18 protein-coding genes are annotated in these 20,734 nt (G+C 65.4%); 12 read left to right on the top strand and 6 right to left on the bottom strand.

The window, feature by feature from the left end; translation table 11 throughout:
* The 3 genes from M1L36_RS13025 to M1L36_RS13015 form a co-directional block, all read left to right on the top strand.
* Positions 1-868: HAD family hydrolase (locus M1L36_RS13025; RefSeq protein ID WP_250874188.1), on the top strand; the 868-nt coding region annotated here is incomplete at its 5' end.
* 497 nt (positions 869-1,365) lie between these two features.
* Positions 1,366-1,668, top strand: coding sequence for a twin-arginine translocase TatA/TatE family subunit (locus tag M1L36_RS13020; protein WP_250874187.1), 303 nt, complete (start codon positions 1,366-1,368; stop codon positions 1,666-1,668).
* A 162-nt stretch (positions 1,669-1,830) separates the two neighbouring features.
* Positions 1,831-2,913, top strand: a complete 1,083-nt coding sequence (locus M1L36_RS13015; RefSeq protein ID WP_250874186.1) for an SMP-30/gluconolactonase/LRE family protein — start codon at positions 1,831-1,833, stop codon at positions 2,911-2,913.
* Positions 2,914-2,985: 72 nt separating this feature from the next.
* On the opposite strand, the gene M1L36_RS13010 is transcribed toward M1L36_RS13015, so the two are convergent.
* The gene (locus tag M1L36_RS13010; RefSeq protein ID WP_250874185.1) at positions 2,986-3,453 is read right to left on the bottom strand and encodes a hypothetical protein; all 468 of its coding nucleotides are present in this window, start codon (positions 3,451-3,453) and stop codon (positions 2,986-2,988) included.
* A 456-nt stretch (positions 3,454-3,909) separates the two neighbouring features.
* Between M1L36_RS13010 and M1L36_RS13005 the strand changes: the two genes are divergently transcribed.
* The 7 genes from M1L36_RS13005 to M1L36_RS12975 all read left to right on the top strand — a co-directional run bounded on the left by M1L36_RS13005 (position 3,910) and on the right by M1L36_RS12975 (position 12,432).
* Positions 3,910-5,100: an MBL fold metallo-hydrolase gene (locus M1L36_RS13005; protein WP_250874184.1), complete on the top strand. Its 1,191-nt coding sequence runs from the start codon at positions 3,910-3,912 to the stop codon at positions 5,098-5,100.
* A 198-nt stretch (positions 5,101-5,298) separates the two neighbouring features.
* Positions 5,299-6,444, top strand: coding sequence for a BMP family lipoprotein (locus M1L36_RS13000; RefSeq protein ID WP_250874183.1), 1,146 nt, complete (start codon positions 5,299-5,301; stop codon positions 6,442-6,444).
* 47 nt (positions 6,445-6,491) lie between these two features.
* On the top strand, positions 6,492-8,078 hold the full coding sequence (locus M1L36_RS12995) for an ABC transporter ATP-binding protein (RefSeq protein ID WP_250874182.1): 1,587 nt from the start codon (positions 6,492-6,494) through the stop codon (positions 8,076-8,078).
* A complete protein-coding gene (locus M1L36_RS12990; RefSeq protein ID WP_250874181.1) occupies positions 8,075-9,208 on the top strand; it encodes an ABC transporter permease in 1,134 nt (377 codons plus the stop codon). Before M1L36_RS12995 ends, M1L36_RS12990 begins: the two co-directional genes overlap by 4 nt.
* Positions 9,205-10,254, top strand: a complete 1,050-nt coding sequence (locus M1L36_RS12985; RefSeq protein ID WP_250874180.1) for an ABC transporter permease — start codon at positions 9,205-9,207, stop codon at positions 10,252-10,254. Before M1L36_RS12990 ends, M1L36_RS12985 begins: the two co-directional genes overlap by 4 nt.
* A gap of 73 nt (positions 10,255-10,327) precedes the next feature.
* Complete coding sequence (locus M1L36_RS12980) at positions 10,328-11,296, top strand: sugar phosphate isomerase/epimerase family protein (RefSeq protein ID WP_250874179.1); 969 nt, start codon at positions 10,328-10,330, stop codon at positions 11,294-11,296.
* Positions 11,293-12,432 (top strand): Gfo/Idh/MocA family protein, encoded by a 1,140-nt coding sequence (locus M1L36_RS12975; protein ID WP_250874178.1) that lies wholly within the window; start codon positions 11,293-11,295, stop codon positions 12,430-12,432. The genes M1L36_RS12980 and M1L36_RS12975 overlap by 4 nt, the downstream gene beginning before the upstream one ends.
* Before the next feature lie 5 nt (positions 12,433-12,437).
* Here M1L36_RS12975 and M1L36_RS12970 read toward each other — a convergent pair whose 3' ends face one another.
* The 3 genes from M1L36_RS12970 to M1L36_RS12960 form a co-directional block, all read right to left on the bottom strand.
* Positions 12,438-12,845: a hypothetical protein gene (locus M1L36_RS12970; RefSeq protein ID WP_250874177.1), complete on the bottom strand. Its 408-nt coding sequence runs from the start codon at positions 12,843-12,845 to the stop codon at positions 12,438-12,440.
* Positions 12,846-13,001: 156 nt separating this feature from the next.
* Positions 13,002-14,276: a Cdc6/Cdc18 family protein gene (locus tag M1L36_RS12965; protein ID WP_250874176.1), complete on the bottom strand. Its 1,275-nt coding sequence runs from the start codon at positions 14,274-14,276 to the stop codon at positions 13,002-13,004.
* Between the two features lie 1,339 nt (positions 14,277-15,615).
* Positions 15,616-16,371: an SDR family NAD(P)-dependent oxidoreductase gene (locus M1L36_RS12960; RefSeq protein WP_250874175.1), complete on the bottom strand. Its 756-nt coding sequence runs from the start codon at positions 16,369-16,371 to the stop codon at positions 15,616-15,618.
* Positions 16,372-16,649: 278 nt separating this feature from the next.
* Here M1L36_RS12960 and M1L36_RS12955 point away from each other — a divergent pair, with 278 nt between their 5' ends.
* Positions 16,650-17,132 (top strand): Lrp/AsnC family transcriptional regulator, encoded by a 483-nt coding sequence (locus M1L36_RS12955; RefSeq protein ID WP_250874174.1) that lies wholly within the window; start codon positions 16,650-16,652, stop codon positions 17,130-17,132.
* 85 nt (positions 17,133-17,217) lie between these two features.
* Here the strand turns inward: M1L36_RS12955 and M1L36_RS12950 are convergent, their stop codons facing one another.
* A complete protein-coding gene (locus M1L36_RS12950) occupies positions 17,218-18,819 on the bottom strand; it encodes a sodium:solute symporter family protein (RefSeq protein WP_250874173.1) in 1,602 nt (533 codons plus the stop codon).
* Between the two features lie 3 nt (positions 18,820-18,822).
* Positions 18,823-18,993 (bottom strand): hypothetical protein, encoded by a 171-nt coding sequence (locus M1L36_RS12945; protein WP_250874172.1) that lies wholly within the window; start codon positions 18,991-18,993, stop codon positions 18,823-18,825.
* A gap of 444 nt (positions 18,994-19,437) precedes the next feature.
* On the opposite strand from M1L36_RS12945, the gene M1L36_RS12940 reads away from it, so the two are divergent.
* A complete protein-coding gene (locus M1L36_RS12940) occupies positions 19,438-20,640 on the top strand; it encodes a cytochrome P450 (RefSeq protein ID WP_250874171.1) in 1,203 nt (400 codons plus the stop codon).
* Positions 20,641-20,734: the final 94 nt, after the last annotated feature.

Genomic DNA, 20,734 nt, shown 5'->3' with positions numbered 1-20,734 from the left:
TCTGTATCTCGACCGCCCGATGACGGACATCGACGGTCTTTGCGAGGGGCGACTGCTGCAGACGGGCCACCGGTACGACGGCATCGACTCGTTCGAAGACGTCGACCGGGTGTTGGTGCTGGACGACTCGGTCAACTCGGGGGCAGCGATGACGGAGACCAAAGAGCGACTCGACGAGGAGGACCTTCCGTTCGAGTTGGAGTACGCCGCGGTGTTCATCTCGCAGCGCGGTCACAACTTCGTCGACTACTGGGGGGAGGTCGTCACGCTCCCGCGCGTGTTCGAGTGGAACCTGATGCACCACCCCATCGTGACGAGTTCCTGTTTCGACCTCGAAGGCGTACTGTGTCGTGACCCGACACCAGAAGAGGACGACGGAGGAGCGGACTACCGAGAGTACATCCGAACCGTCGAGCCACGCATCATCCCCAGCGAACGAATCGGCTGGATCGTCACCACCCGCGCCGAGCGGTACCGGCCCGAGACCGAACAGTGGCTCGCGGACCACGACATCGAGTACGACGAACTCGTGATGGCGGGCGCGGGCGACGTCTCCGGGCGCGGTGACGACAGCGCACACGTCGCGTTCAAGGCTGACGTCTACAGTTCGACGGACGCGACCCTGTTCGTCGAGAGCGACGAGCGGTTGGCCGGGAAACTCGCCGAACGCGCGAAGCGGCCGGTGTACTGCTTCGAGACCAACGAGATGGTCCGTCCGGGCTTCGTCGCCGAGACGTTCACCAGAGGGAGTCGGTACATCGAGCGGTTCGCTACCAACCCAGCGAAGTTCGTCTCGACGGCGGGAACTTACGTCGCCTCGCAGGGCTACAACCGTCTGAGTATCGCCGCCAAACGATACCGCAAGTAATCGAACCAGCTTCCCGGTCGTTCTCCGAGTTCGCAGTTTCTCGCCCGCGTCTCGCTCTGACCGGACCGTCTCCGATTCCCGTTTCGAATCTGACTCTGCTCTACACCGCGCGCACCCGCGAGCGCGCAGGGCCAAATTCAGAGACCTCCTCGCTGTCCCCGAGGACCAGCGACCACCTGTTCGACGGCCGAACAGCCACGCAATCGACTCAGTGACCGGCCGGTGGACGATGGGCGGCACCCACCCTCGGCCACGCGCGGACCCCGTCGACCGGGGACGAATCGCGACGTAACGGGCGCGAGCAGCGTCGTATGACCCCCATAACCATCGCCGACCGGCGAGTAAGAGGTGGCTAACCGCGAGGTCGAGCGGCGCTCGGACGCCTCGAATCGGGGCGAACGTCTCGGAAATCGTGGGAATTCGACCGTATCGAGGCTCACTGTATTGGGGGAAGACCTACAAGTGGCAAGCCGAATGGTCAGGTAGCGATTCGAACCATGCCACCGACTGTACCACTGTTCCCCGGCATCCCCGGGGGTATCGAAGTGTTCGTCGTCTTGCTCATCATCGTCCTGCTGTTCGGGGCGAACAAGCTGCCGAAACTGGCCCGGTCGTCGGGCCAGGCGATGGGCGAGTTCAAGAAGGGCCGTGAAGAGATGGAGAACGAGCTCCAGGAGATGAAGGGCGACACGCTGGGGACGGACGAGGAGGAGGAGGCGGCGGCCGACGCCTCCTCGGACGCCGACACCGAGCAGTCGACGCAGAGCCGCAACACGAACACCGACTCCGACACCGCGTAACCACTCTCCCTCTCTCGTTTTTCCGACCCACTACCGGCGGGACTCGTCGCGCTCGTGACCGTATCACGCACGAAGGGCACGCTGCTCACCGATAGTCGGCGACGGCGCGACGTCTTGTCGCGACGGGAACAGCTTTCAGCGGGGGCCGTGTGGAGAACGGTCATGGTGTTCGGACCTATTCGGAGACATCCAGTGCTCGCCGCGGGGCTGGTGGTCGCCGGTGTCGCCGCGGTGAACCGCTCGCAGGAGTCGCGCCTCGACCCCGTCGGGTGGCGGGCCCCGGACCCGCCGGCGATGGCGGGCGCGCTCGCGGCGGGCGAGGAACTCAGCGGCCTCGACACGGTCGTGAGCGTCGACGGCCCCGAAGACGTCGCGTTCGACGCGGACGGCCGTCTCTACACGGGTGCTGAGGACGGGCGAATGTATCGGACGGTCGACCCGGTGGACGACGAGACGACCGACGCGACCGTCGAGGTGTTCGCCGAGACCGACGGGCGACCGCTCGGGTTGACGTTCGAGGGCGAGGACCTGCTCGTCGCGGGGACCGGTGCGGGACTGCTCTCCGTCGACACCGACGGCGAGGTGACGACGCTCGCCGCGTCGGCCGACGGCCGGCCCATCAACTTCGCCGACGACATCTACGTGGCCGACGACGGTACCGTGTACTTCACCGACGCGACCGTCCACGGACGGTTCGAGGACGAACTCTGGGAGTTGGGCGACACCGGCCGCCTCCTCGCGTACGACCCCGACTCCGAGGAGACGAGCGTCGAACTCGAGGGACTCGGGTTCGCGAACGGCGTCGTTCCGGGTCCCGACGGTGAGTCACTGCTCGTCACCGAGACCTCACGGTATCGAATCACACAGTTCTTCGTCGACGGTGACCGCGCGGGCGAACACGAACCGTTCGCCGAGGCGCTCGTCGGCTTCCCGGACAACATCGACACCGACGGTGACGGGACGTACTGGGTGGCCATTCCGAGTCTCCGTGCCGACATCCTCGACACGCTCCACCGATACCCGTGGGTGATCCGTCAACTGGGGAAACTCCCCGACTCCGCGACCGAGATCGATATCGAACCCTACGGGCTCGTCGTTCGGTTCGACGAGGACGGCAACGTCGTCGAGAGCCTCCACGACCCCGACGGGGACGTCTTCGGCGTCACCTCCGCGACCCCTCACGACGGGGCACTGTATCTCGGGACGCTGTTCGGCTCGGACGTCAAACGCTACCCGCTGAGCTGAGTCGAACGGTGTGAGGACGACGACCGTTCGGTGGGGTGACGTGGGTCGCCACGGGCGAGCACGTCGTCTCCGTTACGACAGGTCGTCGAACGAGATCGGTTCGACGTGCCCGTCGGCGTACACCATCCGGGCAGTCTCGACCGCCTCGTTCACGACGGCGTCCGGCTGTTCGGACGGCTGGCCGTCACCCGCTTCGCTCTCGCCTTCCGAGGCGGCGAGATACCGCTCGGCGACGCTCCGCGAGACCTCCCACTCCAGCGCACCCTCGCGTCTGTGTTGGGGTTCGGTCGGGTCGTACGCGCGGAGGACGAGTCCGTCGACGTCCTCGGGCCAGTCGAGTTCCCGCATCGCGACCGCGAACGCCGCGACGACCGGGCGTGCCGTCGCCCGCATCACCAGCGACGGGTCGTCCGAGTGGCCGGCGTACCCGACGAACAGCGTCCGCTCGTCGATGGCGTCGAACTGCTCGACGTTCATGTTCGCGTCGCCGAGCTTTCGACCGGTGCGTTCGGCGAGCAGCTTCACGACCTCCTCGCTCATCGGTTCACCTCGTGGACCACATCCGAGCACGGCAGGACGCCAGTGGAGCGCTCTCCGTCCGTTTCGCGACGTGTACTCATACGTCGACAGGTGGAACAGCCAGCGGTTAAAGCTGACCGTCGCCGGTCGACACCCCCGATAGCGAGGTCGCCCGTTCCAGACGAGAGAGCTAGACGTGGTATTGACCACTCGTTGCAATTCAGCTCGGCCAGAGTCGGTCGGTGAGACGCTTCGAAGGGACCCCACCGACAGGACGAGTGCCGCAGTCGTCCGACCTCCGTCTGGGGTAGTACACAGAACGCATATTGGGTATCCTCTTCGTACGTTCGTTCCTTCAACCCCACAGACGAGCGGTGTGGAGGAGATGGTCGAAGTGCATCGACGAACGAATACCCGAATTTAATCTTGTACACTATACGCAATTCTTTTTTGACTGCGCCCACGAGTTGTGGGTGAATGAATCCCGACAACTTCCCGACGCCCGACGCGACGGTGACGGCTATCGAACCGAGCGAACTCAAACAGCGTATCGACGCGGACGAGGCGGTGACACTCCTCGACGCACGGATGGCCGCCGACTTCGAGGAGTGGCACATCGACGGCGAGTCAGTCGACGTCGTCAACGTCCCGTACTTCGAGTTCCTCGACGGTGCCGACGACGACCTGTTGGGCCGCGTCCCCGAGGGCGACCCACTGGTGGTGCTCTGTGCGAAAGGTGGAGCGAGCGAGTTCGTCGCCGGGACGCTCGCCGACGCCGGCCGCGACGTCATCCACCTCGACGACGGAATGAACGGCTGGGCACGCATCTTCGAGCGGGTGGAGGTCACCGCCTACGACGGCCCGGGGACCGTCTACCAGTACCAGCGTCCCTCCTCGGGCAGTCTGTCGTACCTCGTCGTCTCCGACGGCGAGGCGGCGGTCGTCGACCCGCTTCGAGCGTTCGCCGACCGCTACCGTGAGGACGCCGCCGCACTCGACACCGAGTTGGTGTACGCCCTCGACACGCACGTCCACGCCGACCACGTCAGCGGCGTCCGGACGCTCGACGAGGCGGGTGTCCGCGGCGTCGTCCCCGCCCCTGCCGCCGAACGGGGTATCACCTACGACGACGACACCGACACCGTCGAGGACGGTGACGTACTCGCCGTCGGTGAGGCGGCGGTCGAGGTGCTCCACACGCCGGGACACACCAGCGGGATGACGTCCTACCTCGTCGGCGACTCGCTACTCGCGACGGGTGACGGCCTGTTCACCGAGAGCGTCGCTCGCCCGGACCTCGAAGAGGGCGAGGACGGCGCACGCGAGGCGGCACGGACGCTCCACGAGACGCTCCAAGAGCGTATCCTCTCGCTCCCCGAGGACACGCTCGTCGCCCCGGCGCACTTCAGTGACGCCGCCACGGCCGCCGAGGACGGGAGCTACACGGCGACGCTCGGTAGTCTGCGCGAGCGGATGGACGCGCTATCGCTCGAGAGAGAGGCGTTCGTCGACATCGTGCTCGCCGACATGCCCCCGCGCCCAGCCAACTACGAGGACGTCATCGAGACCAACCTCGGGCGACGGAGCGTCGACGACGAGGAGGCGTTCGAACTCGAACTCGGGCCCAACAACTGCGCTGCGAGCCAGGAGTCGCTCGCCGACGACTGAGGAGTAGCCGCCGACCATCGACCGTCGACGACGCGTGCGGCACGACGACCCCTCCTCGACGTGGCCCTCAACCCCGCGGTCCCGTCGAACGAGGGCGGTCGTTTCGCCCGGACTGTTCAATTTATTTGTGACTTCACGGAAGAAATTACGCCACCGTGCAAATATTTATGCGTTAACGTGTTAACGTTTCACGATATCATGGCCCTCGAACCGAACGAACGGGGCGGACGTACCGACGACACACCGAACGGCGCGCTCGACAGACGAACCTTCCTCGCCTCCGGGGCTGCTCTCGCCGGGACGGCCGCACTCACCGGCTGTCTCGGCGACGACGGTGGCGACGGCAACGGTTCTGGCAACGGCAGCGGCGGTGAGGGTGCGACGAACGTCGCCATCGTATCGAGTCCGGCGGGGTTCGACGACAACGCGTTCAACGACCTCGCACTGGAGGGACTCAACACGGCCGCCGAGGAGTACGACATCGAGATCAACCAGGTCGAGGAGACCGAGCAGTCCCAGTACCAGTCGACCCAGGCCGAACTCGCACAGAGCGGTGACTACGACCTCATCGTCTTGGTCTCGTACAACCACACGCAGGGGTTGAGCCAGAACGCCGCCGACTACCCCGACCAGAACTGGATGCTCATCAACGACTACGTCGACGAACCCAACGTCGCCGGCTACTCGTGGGCCAACCACGAGATGTCGTACCTCGCCGGCGTCCTCGGCGGGACGGTGACGACCCAAGAGCTGAGCGTCGAAGGCAACTCGACCGAGCCGGGGACGGCGCAGATCGGGTTCGTCGGCGGCGAGGACGGGTCGCTCATCAACGCCTTCGAGCGGTCGTACGTCGCAGGCGCGCAGTGGGTGAACGAGGACGTCGAGGTGAACGTCGGCTACATCGGCAACTACACCGACACCAGCACCGCCGCCGACATCGCGAGTTCGCAGTACGACGCGGGAGCCGACATCGTCTACCACGCCGCGGCGGCCGCCGGCCGGGGCGTCTTCGAGGCCGCCCAGGACAACAGTCGCCTCGCCATCGGCGTCGACGCCGACCAGTCCCAGACGCTCCCGGACTTCCAGGACGTCATCCTCGGCTCCGCGGTGAAGTACATCAACGAGGGGACCCGGGAGGTAGCTATCGCCGTCGCCGAGGGGAACTTCGAGGAGGTCTCCGGGCAGAACACGCTCGGTCTCGAGGAGGAGGCCGTCGACTGCGTCATCGGCCAGTCCTACGACGGACAGCTCCCCGACGCTGTCTCCCAGAACCTCCAGGAGGCCAAAGACGGCATCACCGGCGGCGACATCACCGTCCCGTGTTCGGCGTCGGGGTGTAACTGACGGCGACCGCCGTTCGACTCTCACCGCGATGACGACCCACGAACACCATGACACCTGACGCACAGCCACCGGCGGTCGAACTGCGGGGCATCACGAAGCGGTTCGGCGACGTCGTCGCGAACGACGGCGTCGACTTCACGCTCGAACGGGGAACCGTCCACGCGCTGCTCGGCGAGAACGGGTCGGGGAAGACGACACTGATGAGCGTTCTCTACGGACTCTACGAGAAGGACGCAGGTACCGTCGTCGTCGACGGCGAGCCACGCGAGTTCGACTCCCCGCGCGACGCGATGGCCGCCGGCGTCGGGATGATCCACCAGCACTTCCAGCTCGTCGAGCCGATGACCGTCCTCCAGAACGTCGTCCTCGGTCACGAGCCCACCGAGCGGGGACTGGTCGACGAGTCGACCGCGAGAGCAGACGTCACCGACATCTGTCGTCGCTACGACTTCGACGTCGACGACCGACTCGACGAGAAGGTCCGGGACCTCGACCTCGGCGCGCGTCAGCGCGTCGAGATCGTCAAGAGCCTCTATCGAGGGGCGGAAGTCGTCGTTCTCGACGAACCGACCGCCGTCCTGACCCCACAGGAAGTCGACCGACTGTTCGACGTGATGGAGGAACTCACCGCCGCCGGACGGTCGCTCATCTTCATCACGCACAAACTCGACGAGGCACTGACCGCTGCGGACCACGTCACCGTCCTCCGCGATGGGGAGGCCATCGACACGGTCGACGCCGACGCGACGACCGAACAGGAACTCGCACGGATGATGGTCGGCCGGGAGATCGTCACCGAACGACGACCGCGGTCGACCGACCCCGGGCGACCGATGCTCACCGTCGAAGACCTCCACGTCGTCGGCGACCGCGGTCGCGAGCAGGTCCGTGGCGTGGAGTTCACCGTCCGTGAGGGCGAGATTCTTGGCATCGCGGGCGTCCAGGGCAACGGCCAGTCCGAACTGGTCGAGGCCATCACTGGACTCCGGTCGGTCGCCTCGGGGACCGTCACGTTCGACGACCGGGACATCACCCGGATGGGCCGTCGCGGCCGAATCGAGGCTGGTGTCGCGTACATCCCGGAGGACCGCCAGACAGAGGGGTTGGTCCAGGAGTACGACCTCGTCAAGAACGCGCTGTTGGGCAACCAGACCGTCGAGCCGTTCGTCGACGGCCGGTTCGTCGACTGGGCCTCCGTCCGGAGCCACGCCGAGTCGATCGTCGAGGAGTACGACGTCCAGCCGCCCACCGCCGACGCACGCGCCGGGTCGCTCTCCGGTGGGAACCAGCAGAAGTTCATCGTCGGCCGGGAGATCGAACACGACCCCGACGTCATGGTCGCCGCCCACCCGACGAGAGGGGTCGACATCGGCTCCATCGAGTTCATCCACGACCGCCTCGCCGCGCTCCGCGACGCGGGGCTGGCCATCGTCTTCGTCTCCTCGAAGCTCGAGGAGATACGGGCGCTCTCGGACCGTATCGCAGTGATGTACGAAGGCGAGTTCGTCGAGACCGTCGACCCGGACGGCGTGACCGACGAGGACCTCGGGTTGTTGATGGCCGGTCGACGACCCGACGGACTCGACGCCGAGAGCGACGGCAGTGCGCTCGAAGAGGAGGGTGTCGAGTCGTGAGCGACGCGGACTCCGGTCGGGTACGCGACCGACTCGACGCGCTCGCAGAGCGGGCTCTCGACATGACCGTGGTCGAACGGTTCGCTCTGGCGGTTGCGTCGACGGCGCTCGCGTTGTTCATCGGCCTCCTCGTCGTCGCCGCCTCGGGGTACGACCCCGTCGCGTTCCTCGGTTACATCTTCGAGGGCTCGTTCGGCGACAGCAACGCGACCGCTCGGACGCTGAAGTTCGGCACGCTCGCCATCCTGACGGGTGTCGCCGTCGCCATCGCCTTCCGCGCCGGCGTGTTCAACATCGGTGTCCAGGGGCAGTTCGTCGTCGGCGGCTTCGTCACCGTCGTCACTATCCTCTGGCTCGCGCCGCTGTTACCCGAGAGCGCAGTCGGCGGTGTCGCGTTGATGCTCCTCGGGACAGGCGCGGGCGTTCTCGCCGGTGGCGCGTACGCAGCCTTCCCGGGCGTGCTGAAGGCGTACGCCGGGGCCAACGAGATAATCACGACCATCATGTTGAACTTCATCGCCGTCGGCGCGGTCGGCTACCTCGTCGAGGGGCCGTTCCGTGGCGAGGGGAACCGCGCGCCGAACACCGCACGACTCCCCGAGTACGTCTCGCTCCCGCAGGTCGTCTTCGACAGCCCCGACTTCTCGTTGGTGGGGTTCGGTGTCGCGCTGGTCGTCGTCGTCGGTGTCGCCGTGGTGATGGCCCGCACCCGGTTCGGCTACGACATGGTGACCAGCGGCTATCAACTGTCGGCGGCGGCGTACTCCGGCGTCGACGCGAAGCGGACCGTCGTCTCGACGATGACGTTCTCCGGGATGGTCGCCGGTGTCGCGGGAGCCGTCTTCGCCATCATGGTTCAGGGGTACTACAGCGACCCGGGCGGCATCGCGACCTACGGGTTCGACGCCATCGCGGTGAGCCTGCTCGCGGCGAACAACCCCCTCGGGGTCGTCCCCGCAGGCTTGCTGTTCGGCGGCCTCGACTCGGCGGGGACCCACATCGGCATCAACAGCGACGTCCCGGTCCAACTCATCGACGGCATCATCGGGCTCGTCGTCCTGTTCGTCGCTATCCCGGAGCTGTTCAGGATGGCGGCTCGCCGGACCGGTCTCGGAGGTGAGAGTCGATGAGCCTGAGCAGCTACGCCAGTCGGACCAGGTATCGACTCGGCGGCGGCATCGCGTTCGTCGTCGCCGTGTTGCTCGCGCTCGTCGCGCTCGACGTCCCGCTCAGGGCGATTCTGACGGTCGGGTTCGCCGAGCGCTCGCTCCGGGCCGCCTCGCCCATCGCGCTGGCGGCCGTCGGCGGCCTCTACGCCGAGAAGAGCGGCGTGTTCAACATCGGACTCGAGGGGTTCATGATATTCGGCGCGGTCACGACCGCGGCGATGGCGTTCGTGCTCGGCGGCGACTCGCCCGGCCAACCAGACCTGTGGGTGGGCATCGTCGGCGCGGTCGTCTTCTGTACGCTCCTCTCGGTGGTGTTCGCCACGTTGCTCGTCCGGTTCCGTGGCAACCAGATCGTCGCGGGGCTGGCGGTCTGGTTCATCGGTCTGGGGTTCGGTCCGTTCATCGCAGTGCTCCTCTGGGGCAACCGGAACAGTCCGGGGCTCGTCAGCGTTCGACAGGTCTCCATCCCGGTCCTCTCGGAGATACCCGTCCTCGGCCCGGTGCTGTTCGAAACGTCGCCGCTGGTCTGGCTGGCGCTGCTCGTCGCCGTCGCCGCCTGGGTCGTCCTCTTCCGGACGAAGTACGGCTACTGGCTCCAGGCCGCCGGCGAGAACCCCGAGGCGCTCGACACCGCCGGTATCGACGTCGCTCGCGTTCGATTCGCGGCCGTCGTCTTCTCGGGCGCGCTGGCAGGGCTAGGCGGGGCCGTCCTGTTCGCCCACGCGGGGTCGTTCAACGGGACCGGCGACACGATGGTCAACGGCCGAGGGTGGATAGCCATCGTCGCGTACCTGTTCGGCAACTACAACCCGCTCGGGGCTGCCGGTGCGGCCGTCCTGTTCGGTGGGCTGGAGAACCTGCAGATCCAGTTCCAGACAGCGGGCATCGCGTTCCCGAACAAGCTGATGGACCTGTTCCCGTACGTCGCCGTCATCGCCGTCCTCACCGTCTGGGGGTCGACCCGGATGCCCTCGGCGGTCGGCGAACCGTACGAGAGCGAGGACTGAGCGGTCACCCGCCCCAGGACCGTTCGTCGTCGTTCACCCGAACCGTTTTGCCGTCCACGTGAGGGGAGTCCACATGGACATCGGAGTACTCACGGTCGCGCTGGGCGACTCGCCCCGCGAGGAGGCGTTCGCGTATCTCGCCGACATCGGCGTCGGTGCCGTCGAACTCGGCAGTGGTGGCTACCCCGGCCAGGACCACCTCTCGCGCGAGACGCTGCTGGCCGACGAGGACGCTCGCGAGGAGCTACGAGCGGACCTCGACGAGAACGACCTGCGCGTGTCGGCACTCGCGACGCACAACAACCCGCTCCACCCCGACACGGAGCAGGCGGAGGCCGCAGACATCGAACTGCGCGAGGCCATCGAACTGGCGGACCTGCTCGACGTCGGCGTCGTCACCTGCTTCTCGGGACTCCCCGCAGGCGGCCCCGACGACGCCGTCCCCAACTGGGTGACCGCGCCGTGGCCCGGCGAACACGCAGACGCTCACCGTTATCAGTGGGAGGACGTCGCGATTCCCTACTGGCAGGACCTCGCCGAACACGCCGCCGACTACGACGTCGACCTCGCCATCGAGATGCACCCGAACATGCTCGTCTACGAGCCCCACGGGATGCTCCGCCTGCGCGAGGCGACCAACGACCACGTCGGCGCGAACTTCGACCCCTCGCACCTCTACTGGCAGGGTATCGACGTACCTCGGGCGATTCGACTGCTCGGCGACGAGGACGCAATCAACCACGTCCACGCCAAGGACACGAAGGTGTACGAGGCCAAGGCCGACGAGAAGGGCGTCCTCGACACGACCCCCTACGACGAGGAGGCCGACCGTTCGTGGCTGTTCCGCTCTATCGGCTACGGCCACGGCGAAGCCCACTGGAAGGACGTCGTCTCGACGCTCCGGATGGTCGGCTACGACGACGTGCTCAGCATCGAACACGAGGACTCGCTGACCTCCTCGCGCGAGGGACTGGAGAAGGCCGTCGACGTCCTCGACCGCGCGGTGTTCGAGACGACCCCCGGAGAGGCGTACTGGGCATGAGCGGTGACTCGCTGAAGGTCGGCGTCCTCGGCTACCGGTTCATGGGCAAGGCCCACGCCAACGCGCTGGCCCGGTTGCCGATGTTCTTCCCGGACGCCCCGGCGACCGACCGCCACGTCCTCGTCGGCCGTGACGAAGCTGCGCTGGCGAAGGCGGCCGACCGCCTCGGGTTCGAGACCACGTCGACCGACCCCGAATCGGCCATCGAGGACGTCGACGTGTTCTACAACCTCGGGCCGAACGCCGTCCACCCCGAGTTCTCCATCGCCGCGCTGGAGGCCGGCGTACCCGTCTTCTGTGAGAAGCCGCTGGCACACACCCTCGACGCGGCCGAGCGAATGAACGACGCCGCGAACGCCGCGGACGTTCCCGCCGGCGTCGCGTTCAACTACCGGTTCGTCCCGGCGATTCGTTACGCGAAGCGTCTCATCGATGAGGGTGTACTCGGCGAGATTCGCCACGTCGACGGCGCGTACCTCCAGGACTGGTTGGCCGACGACGACGCGCCGTGGTCCTGGCGCAACGACGAGTCCGTCGCGGGGTCGGGTGCGCTCGGCGACCTCGGCGCACACACCCTCGACCTCGCCCGGTTCCTCGTCGGCGAGCAGGCGGGTCCCATCGAACGCCTGTCGGGACACCTCCACACGTTCACCGACGAACGGCCCGTCGACGAGACCGACCCGAACGGCGAGACGCGACCGGTGACCGTCGACGACGCCTACACCGCCCAGGCGTCGTTCGCCAACGGTGCGGTGGGGACGTTCGAGGCCTCCCGGGTCGCACGCGGGCACAAGAACGACCACACGATTCGCGTCCTCGGGTCGGAGGGGAGCGTCCAGTTCTCGCTCGAACGGCTGAACGAACTCGAGGTCAAAGAGCGCGACGACCGTGGGTACCGGACGGTGCTCGTCACCGACGAGGACGACCCGTACCTCGACCACTGGTGGCCGCCGGGACACGTCATCGGGTGGGAGCACACGTTCGTCCACGAGAACTACGAGTTCCTGACGAGCGTCGTCGAAGGTACCGAGTTCAGCCCCTCGTTCGGCGACGGCTACCGCGTCCAGCAGCTACTGGCCGCCGTCGAGGAGAGCGACGCCAGCGGCGAGTGGGTCGAGACGCCGGCCGACGACTGACACGGTCACCCCTCGTCGCTCGACGAGTCCTCGACCGGTCCGATGTACTCGTTGTTCCAGGTCTCACCCTCACGCCACTGCCAGTAGTAGTACCGGTAACGCTTCCCGTCGCTCCGCTTGGTGGTCTTGACCGTCACGTACGCGCCGTTCGACGGGACGTCCTCGTAGTCGGCCGGGTCGGTCGACGTCCCGCGTTCCGACAGCACACCCAGTTCTTCCTCGCCGACCGCCTCCGCCGCACGCCGGTCACTAGCGTCGGTATGTTCCCGACGCCGTTTCCACGTCGCGAGCGACGCCGCGTACTCGGCGATCTCGTCGAGGCGGTCCGGCGACTGGCGGTCGAGGGGGTCGACGACGTACGAGGGGAGGTCCGGAGGGTCCGGAGGCGTCGAGGAGCACGGAGGTCGGCCCATAGTTACCCCACACGTTCGAGAAATTTGAATTTGTGGGGTAACTCTCCGCGGACGTGGCGACGGCTTGCTCACGAACGGTGCCGACGGGACGAGCGACGACGATGCCGAGGAGACGATTCTGCTAGGATGCGATGTACAGAGGATAGGAACTCGTATTCAGGCCAACTTTTTGAGACGGCTGTCGCGAAGGACGGACTTGAGCACGATGTCGGTGTCCTGGACGAGTCGGTGTTCGAGGTAGCTCCCCTGGCCGCGCCCGCCCCCGGTTCGCGTCGACTCGACGACACCGAGGAACGCCTGTTCTTTCAGCAGTTCGTACACCCGATGTTCGCTCAGGACGGTGGCGTTCGTCTTCTCGGCGGCCTCCTGATAGCGGTCGTAGATGCGACTGGTCGAGAACCCCTCGGAGTCAGGGTTCTCGTCGGAGAGCGTCGCGAGCGAGTGGAGGATGAACTTCACCTGCGTCGTCGACCCGCGGAGCAGTTCCTCGAACCGGTCGATCTCCGCCCACTCCTGGGCGTCGCGGACGTGTGCCTCCGTGACGCTGCTCACGTTCGCCCGCTCGGCGAGTTCGCCCGCGTGACGGAGGATCTCGATAGCCTTCCGCGCGTCGCCGTGTTCCTGGGCGGCGACCGCCGCAGTGAGCGGGATGACGTCCTCCGAGAGGACGCCCTTCTGGAAGGCGTCTCGACGATGCTCCATAATCTCCCGGAGCTGGTTGGCGTCGTACGGTTGGAACACGAACTCCTCCTCGCGGAGGCTCGACTTGACGCGCTCGTTCAACTGGTCGCGATACTCAATCTTGTTACTCACCGCGACGACCCCGAGGTGACAGTCGGCCTTCCCGGACTCGCGGGCGCGCGTGAGTTGCATCAGGATGTCGTCGTCGTCGAGCCGGTCTACCTCGTCGAGGATGATCACCGCCGAGTCGAACGCGGCGTCGAGGATCTCCCACAGGTAGTCGTAGTACTCACCGCTCCCGATTCCCGTCCGAGGGATGGTGAACTGAGTGTTCGCCCGCTCGTTGAGCGTCCGGGTGACGGTTCGAGCGACTCGAGTCTGGGTGTTGTGCTGTGCACAGTCGACGTACACCGTCCCGACGGAGATGCCGTTGCTCTCGCCGGCGCGTCGAGCGCGCTCGGTGACGTGACGGGCGACGAGGGACTTACCGGTTCCCGTCTTTCCGTAGATCATGACGTTGTTCGGCGGGTCGCCTCGAACGATGGGTCTGAGTTCCGCGGCGACGGCTTCGATCTCGCCGTCGCGACCGACGATCCGCGTGCTCTCGGGAACGTGGCCGACCTTGAGGAGCTCCTTCCGAGAGAAGATCTCGACCTGACCGGGGTCTTCCTCGATACTGAACAGTGGGTCCTCGGAAGGGTCCTCGAACCGGTCGTCGAAGTCCGAGAGGTCCGTCGGTTCGTCGGTCATCGTGGACAGAACACTGAACCCCACCCACTTAACCGTTCGCACCCTCGCCAAGAGTGTAAATCGGTGCTGTCGTAGGTGCAGCCATCGTCTCTTCTCGGTCGTCAGACGGAGTCATTCGGGGTGCTTCGAGACTGTAGCGTGCCTCGTCTCGGTTGGGATTCGACGTCGTCGAGTGGGTCACCACTCGCCCACGTATCACGACCGTCGACGCGTCCGTTCGAAGACGTCGACGACGTCGGACCACCCCTAGTCACGAGTGTAACGGGGACGAACCACCCAGTGTAACTGTCGACCCCCCACCCCTCGCCCAGAGTGTATCGAGCGAGCGGTCGAACCGAGGGCAGCGCCAGCGCGACACCCCTCGTCACGAGTGTATCCGTGGACACGTCGTCGGGGGGCCGGGACGCGGTCTTCGTGGGGGACGATATCGTCCGCCTCACCCCCCACACCCCTCGTCAAGAGTGTATCGACGGGACGGTGGGAGGGGGAGTTCTATCTCAACGAGCGACATCGGGACCAACCGTTCCGTCGCGAGATCCACCACACACACCCCCGGTCAAGAGTGTAAACCGTGCGAGTGAGGGGGTGGGGCGGGAGTGTAACGGGTCGAGAATTAGTGGAGAATCGAGGGGAGAAGGTTCAATGAAAAGGAATACGGCAGATGAGTGTTCCTCACTCGAACAATCCACCAAACGTATCCGTTGATTGCTCGTAACCTAGTGATTTTATATAGTCATAGTTCGAACAGTTCGCCAAGTGCATTCAGCATACAAGTGAAGTGAATGCGGCATTCACTGGGTGCGACTCGAACCCATGGAATCATGCGCATGCGTTCTCGAGGTCTGTTCCCCCGAGGAGTGGACGATAGCTGTCCACGACGCCGTCTTACGACCTCTGTTTCTCGTGGAAACCCCCACCCACCTTCGGACGTTTACACTCTTGACGAGGGGTGTGTGTCCTCGCCGCCTTTTGTCTCCACGTCGGGTAAACTCGCCGCGACATCCAGTGGGACCGAGACTCACGACCGGAGACGATTGCAGAGGCGTCGAGGTCCTCGAGGACCACGGACCGACCTCGGTAGAGAACGGTGAATCGAGCTGCGAAGCGACACGAGACGGGTATGGACTACGTAGACCCGACTCCCATCACTGAGAAACCTACTTGTACGAGGAGCCCTTAGCGTACGATACTAGAGCCATCTACGTCTGTCGTAGCTGTTAGTGGTTCGTTATACACCCGGTTCGTACAGCCTGGTCGAACCACTCCGCCCGGAGCGTGTGGACACCTGTGGTCGTCACTACGACCGGTCACGGACCGAACCGTCCTCGACGTGGTGTGTTCACTTGATGGAGTACCCACCGTCGACGACCAAGTTGTGGCCGGTGACGAAACTGGCGGCGTCGCTGAGGAGGAACACGACCGAATCGGCAATCTCCTCCGGTCGGCACACTCTCCCCATCGGTGTGCGCCGTGTCGCGTATTCTTCGATTCCGTCGTGGGTGTCCTGGCGAAACATCTCGGTGTCGGTGAACCCCGGTGAGACCACGTTCACGCGGAGATCGTCGCGAGCGAGGTCGACGGCGACCTGCCGAGTCAGGGCGATGACCCCACCTTTGGCGGCGCTGTAGGACGCCGAGTTCAGAAACCCGATGACGCCCGCTGCGCTAGCGAGGTTGACGATCGCGCCACCACCGTTCGGGAGCAGTCGCTCCGCTGCGGCACGACAGCCGTGGAACGTCCCGGTGAGGTTCGTCTCGACCGACCGCTGCCAGTTCTCCGAGGACGTCTCGCGGAGGGTGTCGGTCGCGCCGTACCCGGCGTTGTTCACCCAGGCGTCGAACCGGCCGCCGAAGTCGTCGGCGGTCTCCGCCACGGCCCGGAGGTCGTCGAGACGCGTCACGTCGGCCTCGACGTACTCGGCGTGCTGGTCGCGGTCTCGAACCGCCTCGACGGTCGGCGTCACGTCGCGCCGAGGTTCCCGTCGGCGGTCCGCGACCACGACGTCGGCTCCGTGGTCCGCTGCTGCGAGTGAAATCGACCGACCGATACCCGAACTCCCACCGGTGACGACGACCGTTCGCCCAGAGAGGTCCATACGTTCAACCCCTCGGCCGGTCGTGATATAGCTACCCACGGCGTCGAGAGACACGGGAACGTCGACCGAACGTCGTTCGACCATCGCCTGACCATCGACCGCCCCCGAGAGTCAGGAACGGGGTCGCCGCCCGTTCGTTGTCCGTTCGTCGCCAGTTCGTTACCCGTTCGCCGTCGGTTCGCCGTCGGTTCGCCGTCGGTTCGAATCACCCGCCGCCTACCGGTCTCGTGACGAACCGCATGTCATGCTTTTTGTTGGTGGGGGAGTGAGAGCGTGCAATGACGGGGACCAACGACTCGAATGCGATCGACGAAATCGACCGGAAGATTCTCTCCATCCTCGCTCACGACCCGCGGACGCCGTACTCGAACATCTCCACGCAACTCGCCGAGGAGGGCATCGAGATGAGCAGCGAAGGTGTCAGACGGCGCGTGACGGCACTACTGGAGATCACCACCAGCTTCCACCTGCTGCGTCCGGACGGCCACGACTGGGAGATCGTCATGGTGACCGCGCAGGTGGCCCACGAGGACGGGGCGAAACAGGCGGTGTTCGAGGCGATGTCGGAGATGAACTTCTGGTTCGTCGGCAGCGGCTTCGGGACCATCGACCTCTACGGTATCTCGACGGTCAACTCCAACAAGGAGATAGACGCCCTCGTCAACCGAGTCCGGAGCCTCCCGGCAGTGACCACTGCGGAGTACATGATCGAGACCGACCGGGCGACCAACGTCGAACGGTACCTCCAGTTCGGCGAGTGAGGGCGTCCGACGCCCGTTGGTGAAGCGCCTCGGAGAACGGACGAAAACGGTCGAAATGCGGTCCTCCCGGCCCCGACTCGGAGCGTTACAGCAGCGGCATGCCGATGGCGATGAACAGCCCACCGAACAGCAGCGTGCCGACGCCGAGCGTCCCGTACGCGATGTATCGGGTGCGGTCGTACTTCTTCTTCAGTTCGGTCTGCGTGTGGCGCTCGATGACCTCTTCGGAGAGCCGAACGTCGTTCATCTCGTCGAAGAACGCCCGTTCGTCCCGTGACGTACTCGTCGCGAGCGACCCGCCGACCATGAGCACGGTCGAGATGAGCAGTGCCGGCAGGACGGGGTCGATTCCGAACGGGAGGGAGAACATCCCCCACGCCTGGGTCGCCTGGTAGAGCAGGACGTAGGCGGCCGTTCCCCCGATCATCGACGCCAGTGCGCCGTACTTGTTCGCACGCTCCCACTCCAGGCCGGCGATGATCATGGGGGCCCACGCGACTGCGAACACGGAGCCGGCCCACGCCGCGAGCCAGTAGATACCGAGCGGTTCGAACAGCGCGATGACCGTCACCACGACGACGACGGCGAACTGTGCGAGTCGTGCGCCGAGGAGCTGTTGGCGCTGCGTGAGCGTCTGTCCGCCGACGCGCTCGACCAGGTCACGCGACAGGCCGAAGCCGGCGTAGATGAAGATGGTCGAGGTCGTCGAGAGGATACCCGCCATGATACCCGCGACGGCGAGTCCACCCCAGAACGGGTGGACGACGTTCGTCGACATCCAGACGACGACGTTGTCGACCGGCTCGATGCCCGAATTGAGCGCGTACGTCGCCATCACGCCGAGGAACAGGACCGTGATGACGCCCGTCGCGAGGAACGTCGAGATGTTCGTCCCGTTCATCAACTCGAAGTCGTCGGAGGCGGGGAACGCCCGCGAGACGACCCACGGCGCGACCATGATGAAGAACAGCCAGAGCACCCACTGGCTGGCGAGCCAGCCGGGTGACATGTTCATGTTCGCCCCGCCTGCGTACCAGACGCCGGGGTTCTGCTGGGGGAGCGTCGTCGTCAGCACCTCGATACCGCCCGCAGCGAAGATGGCTGCCGGCGCGACGACCGCACCGGTGACGATCATCGCGACGCCCATCAGGGTGTCCGTCACGACGACGCTGTACATCCCGCCGGCGACGGTGAACACCATCAGCGCGATGGCGAACAGGACGACGATCTGCTGGTAGGGGATGCCGACGAAGTCGGCGAGGAGGTAGCCCGCGCCGATGAGTTGGATGACACCGTAGCCGATGAGACCGACGATCATGATGACGGTCGCGACCGACCGGACCAGTTCACTCTGATACCGGTCGCCGATGAAGTCCGGCATCGTGACGTTGTTCAGCTTCCGCAGTCGGCGGCCGACGTACAGCATCCCGATGACCAGGCCCGGCCAACTCCCGTAGATGACGAGCCACATCGCCGCGCCTTCCGTGTAGACGATGCCGGCGATGCCCATCATCGTGGAGGCACTCATGTAGGAGGCGAACAGCGTCCCGGCGATGAGGATGCTCCCGGCTTTCCGGTCCATGACGTAGAAGTCCTCGGGGACGTCGATGAACCGAGCGAGCACCGCTCCGACGAAGACGTAGACGACGAGGGTCCCGAAGAAGACCCCCTCGACGAGGCTCACCATCGTTCACTCACCCTGTGCGTGAGCGACGTCGTCCGAGGCCCGCTCTTGGACCACCTGTTTCTCTTCGATCGCCTGTTTGTAGTCGTTCTTGAGGATGTGCAGCGTCCACAGCGTCGAGAACACGATGACGGCGAACGGATGCGCGAACGCAAGTATCACGCTAACGTCTCCCATGATGTAACACCACGAGGACGGTTTTCGTCCACCGTAATATAGATTCCGGTGGAAAGTATCGGACGAGTTCAGCTAACGACGTTTGCAACCGGGTGCCGGCGACGAACCGTGTGTAACGAACCCCCGACCTACGGTGGTGAGTGTACGCGACGAACGCCGCTCGATTCGATGTTTACCATCACGAAGGCTGTGTTCTCACACGGAAACTCGATGGCCGTGTGTGAATCCCAACTCGATGGGTGGCATCACGGAGAAATAACAAGGCTATGTCTGTGATACCAAGTTCGTCGTTCAGTGCCGAACGGTCGCGGTCGAATCGAACGCCACTCTCCGATGAACCGAGCGAAGGGCCCGCGGTCGTGCTCGACAGCGACACCGTCGCTCGCGGCTCACGACCGCAGGAGAACTTTTATGCTGACGCCATCACACTGACGAGCTATATTCATGGGTGTCACTGACAACCTGACCGATCCCGCGGTCATCGCTCGCCCCTACGAGTACTTCGGCGAGTTACGCGAGACCGAGCCGGTCTACCGGAACGAGAAGTGGGGAGGCTGGATCGTGACGCGGTACGACGACGTCCGCACGTGCCTCCAGGACGACGAGCACCTCTCCGTGCAGGTCGAAGCCGACCGCCTCCGGAACTCCTCGCTGGAGATTCCCGAGATGAAGAGCATGTTCCCGAAGTGGGTGTTCTACCTCGACCCGCCCGACCACACGAAGCTGCGGACGGTCATCGGCGAGGCGTTCAACCCGACGATGGTGAAAGACCAACGCGAGAAGGTCGAACGCGTGACGGCGGACCTCATCGACGACATCGAACGGCGCGACCCCGACGAGATCGAACTCATCGAGGAGTTCGCCTACCCGCTTCCCGTCCAGATCATCACCCGCATCCTGGGGTTGCCACTGGACGACGAGGAGAAACTCGGCGAGTGGTCCTCGGACATCGCCCTGACGCTGTTTCACCACTACAACGCGGAGAACCGCCACCAGCGAACCGAGGCGGGCATCCGGGAGTTCGCCGACTACGTCCGCGAGGTCGTCGTCAAGCGCGAGGAAGAGCCCCAGGAGGACCTCATCACCTACCTCAACGAGGCGGAGGCCGACGGGATGACGCTCAGCCGTGACGAGGTGGTCGCGACCGTCGTGGGGCTACTGTTTGCCGGCCACGAGACGACGACGAAGCTCCTCGCGAACGGGACGCTCGAACTGCTCCGACACCCCGACCAGCTCGAACTCCTCCGAGAGGACCCCGCCGTCGCACCGAGTGCCGTCGAGGAGATTCTCCGATATCACGGTCCCTCGAAGTCGCTCACGCGCGGCGTCAAGGAGGACTTCGAGTTCCACGGCAAGCAGATACAGGCCGGCGAACGGGTGCTGTTGAGCCTCGCGGCGGCGAACCGCGACCCACGGAAGTTCGAGAACCCCGAGGAGTTCGACATCACCCGCGGGACGATGGAGCACGTCGGGTTCGGCCACGGGACGCACCACTGCTTGGGTGCACCCCTGGCTCGTCTCGAAGCGCGCGTCGCCTTCCCCGCGCTGGTCCAGGCGTTCCCCGACATGGAACTCGCCACCGAGGAAATCGAGTGGACGCAGTCGCCGCTCGTCAGGGGACCGAAGGAACTCCGACTCCGCGTCTGAACACGACAGCACCGAGGAGCGCGACTGGTCCCACCGACAGGTCGGCCACGTGAGAACGACTGGCGATGCGAAGCGTTGCGAACGCGCGACCGGC

It is taken from the genome of Halomarina rubra (genome assembly GCF_023699475.1).
Classification (GTDB): Archaea; Halobacteriota; Halobacteria; order Halobacteriales; family Haloarculaceae; genus Halomarina; species Halomarina rubra.
The sequence above is the reverse complement of the archived record's forward strand: the minus strand, read 5'-3'. Positions and strand labels throughout refer to the sequence as shown.

Coding starts and splice junctions, on each gene's coding strand:
- M1L36_RS13020 (WP_250874187.1), top strand. CDS start 1,366: ATGCCACCGACTGTACCACTGTTCCCCGGCATCCCCGGGGGTATCGAA.
- M1L36_RS13015 (WP_250874186.1), top strand. CDS start 1,831: ATGGTGTTCGGACCTATTCGGAGACATCCAGTGCTCGCCGCGGGGCTG.
- M1L36_RS13010 (WP_250874185.1), bottom strand. CDS start 3,453: ATGAGCGAGGAGGTCGTGAAGCTGCTCGCCGAACGCACCGGTCGAAAG.
- M1L36_RS13005 (WP_250874184.1), top strand. CDS start 3,910: ATGAATCCCGACAACTTCCCGACGCCCGACGCGACGGTGACGGCTATC.
- M1L36_RS13000 (WP_250874183.1), top strand. CDS start 5,299: ATGGCCCTCGAACCGAACGAACGGGGCGGACGTACCGACGACACACCG.
- M1L36_RS12995 (WP_250874182.1), top strand. CDS start 6,492: ATGACACCTGACGCACAGCCACCGGCGGTCGAACTGCGGGGCATCACG.
- M1L36_RS12985 (WP_250874180.1), top strand. CDS start 9,205: ATGAGCCTGAGCAGCTACGCCAGTCGGACCAGGTATCGACTCGGCGGC.
- M1L36_RS12980 (WP_250874179.1), top strand. CDS start 10,328: ATGGACATCGGAGTACTCACGGTCGCGCTGGGCGACTCGCCCCGCGAG.
- M1L36_RS12975 (WP_250874178.1), top strand. CDS start 11,293: ATGAGCGGTGACTCGCTGAAGGTCGGCGTCCTCGGCTACCGGTTCATG.
- M1L36_RS12970 (WP_250874177.1), bottom strand. CDS start 12,845: ATGGGCCGACCTCCGTGCTCCTCGACGCCTCCGGACCCTCCGGACCTC.
- M1L36_RS12965 (WP_250874176.1), bottom strand. CDS start 14,276: ATGACCGACGAACCGACGGACCTCTCGGACTTCGACGACCGGTTCGAG.
- M1L36_RS12960 (WP_250874175.1), bottom strand. CDS start 16,371: ATGGACCTCTCTGGGCGAACGGTCGTCGTCACCGGTGGGAGTTCGGGT.
- M1L36_RS12955 (WP_250874174.1), top strand. CDS start 16,650: ATGACGGGGACCAACGACTCGAATGCGATCGACGAAATCGACCGGAAG.
- M1L36_RS12950 (WP_250874173.1), bottom strand. CDS start 18,819: ATGGTGAGCCTCGTCGAGGGGGTCTTCTTCGGGACCCTCGTCGTCTAC.
- M1L36_RS12945 (WP_250874172.1), bottom strand. CDS start 18,993: ATGGGAGACGTTAGCGTGATACTTGCGTTCGCGCATCCGTTCGCCGTC.
- M1L36_RS12940 (WP_250874171.1), top strand. CDS start 19,438: ATGGGTGTCACTGACAACCTGACCGATCCCGCGGTCATCGCTCGCCCC.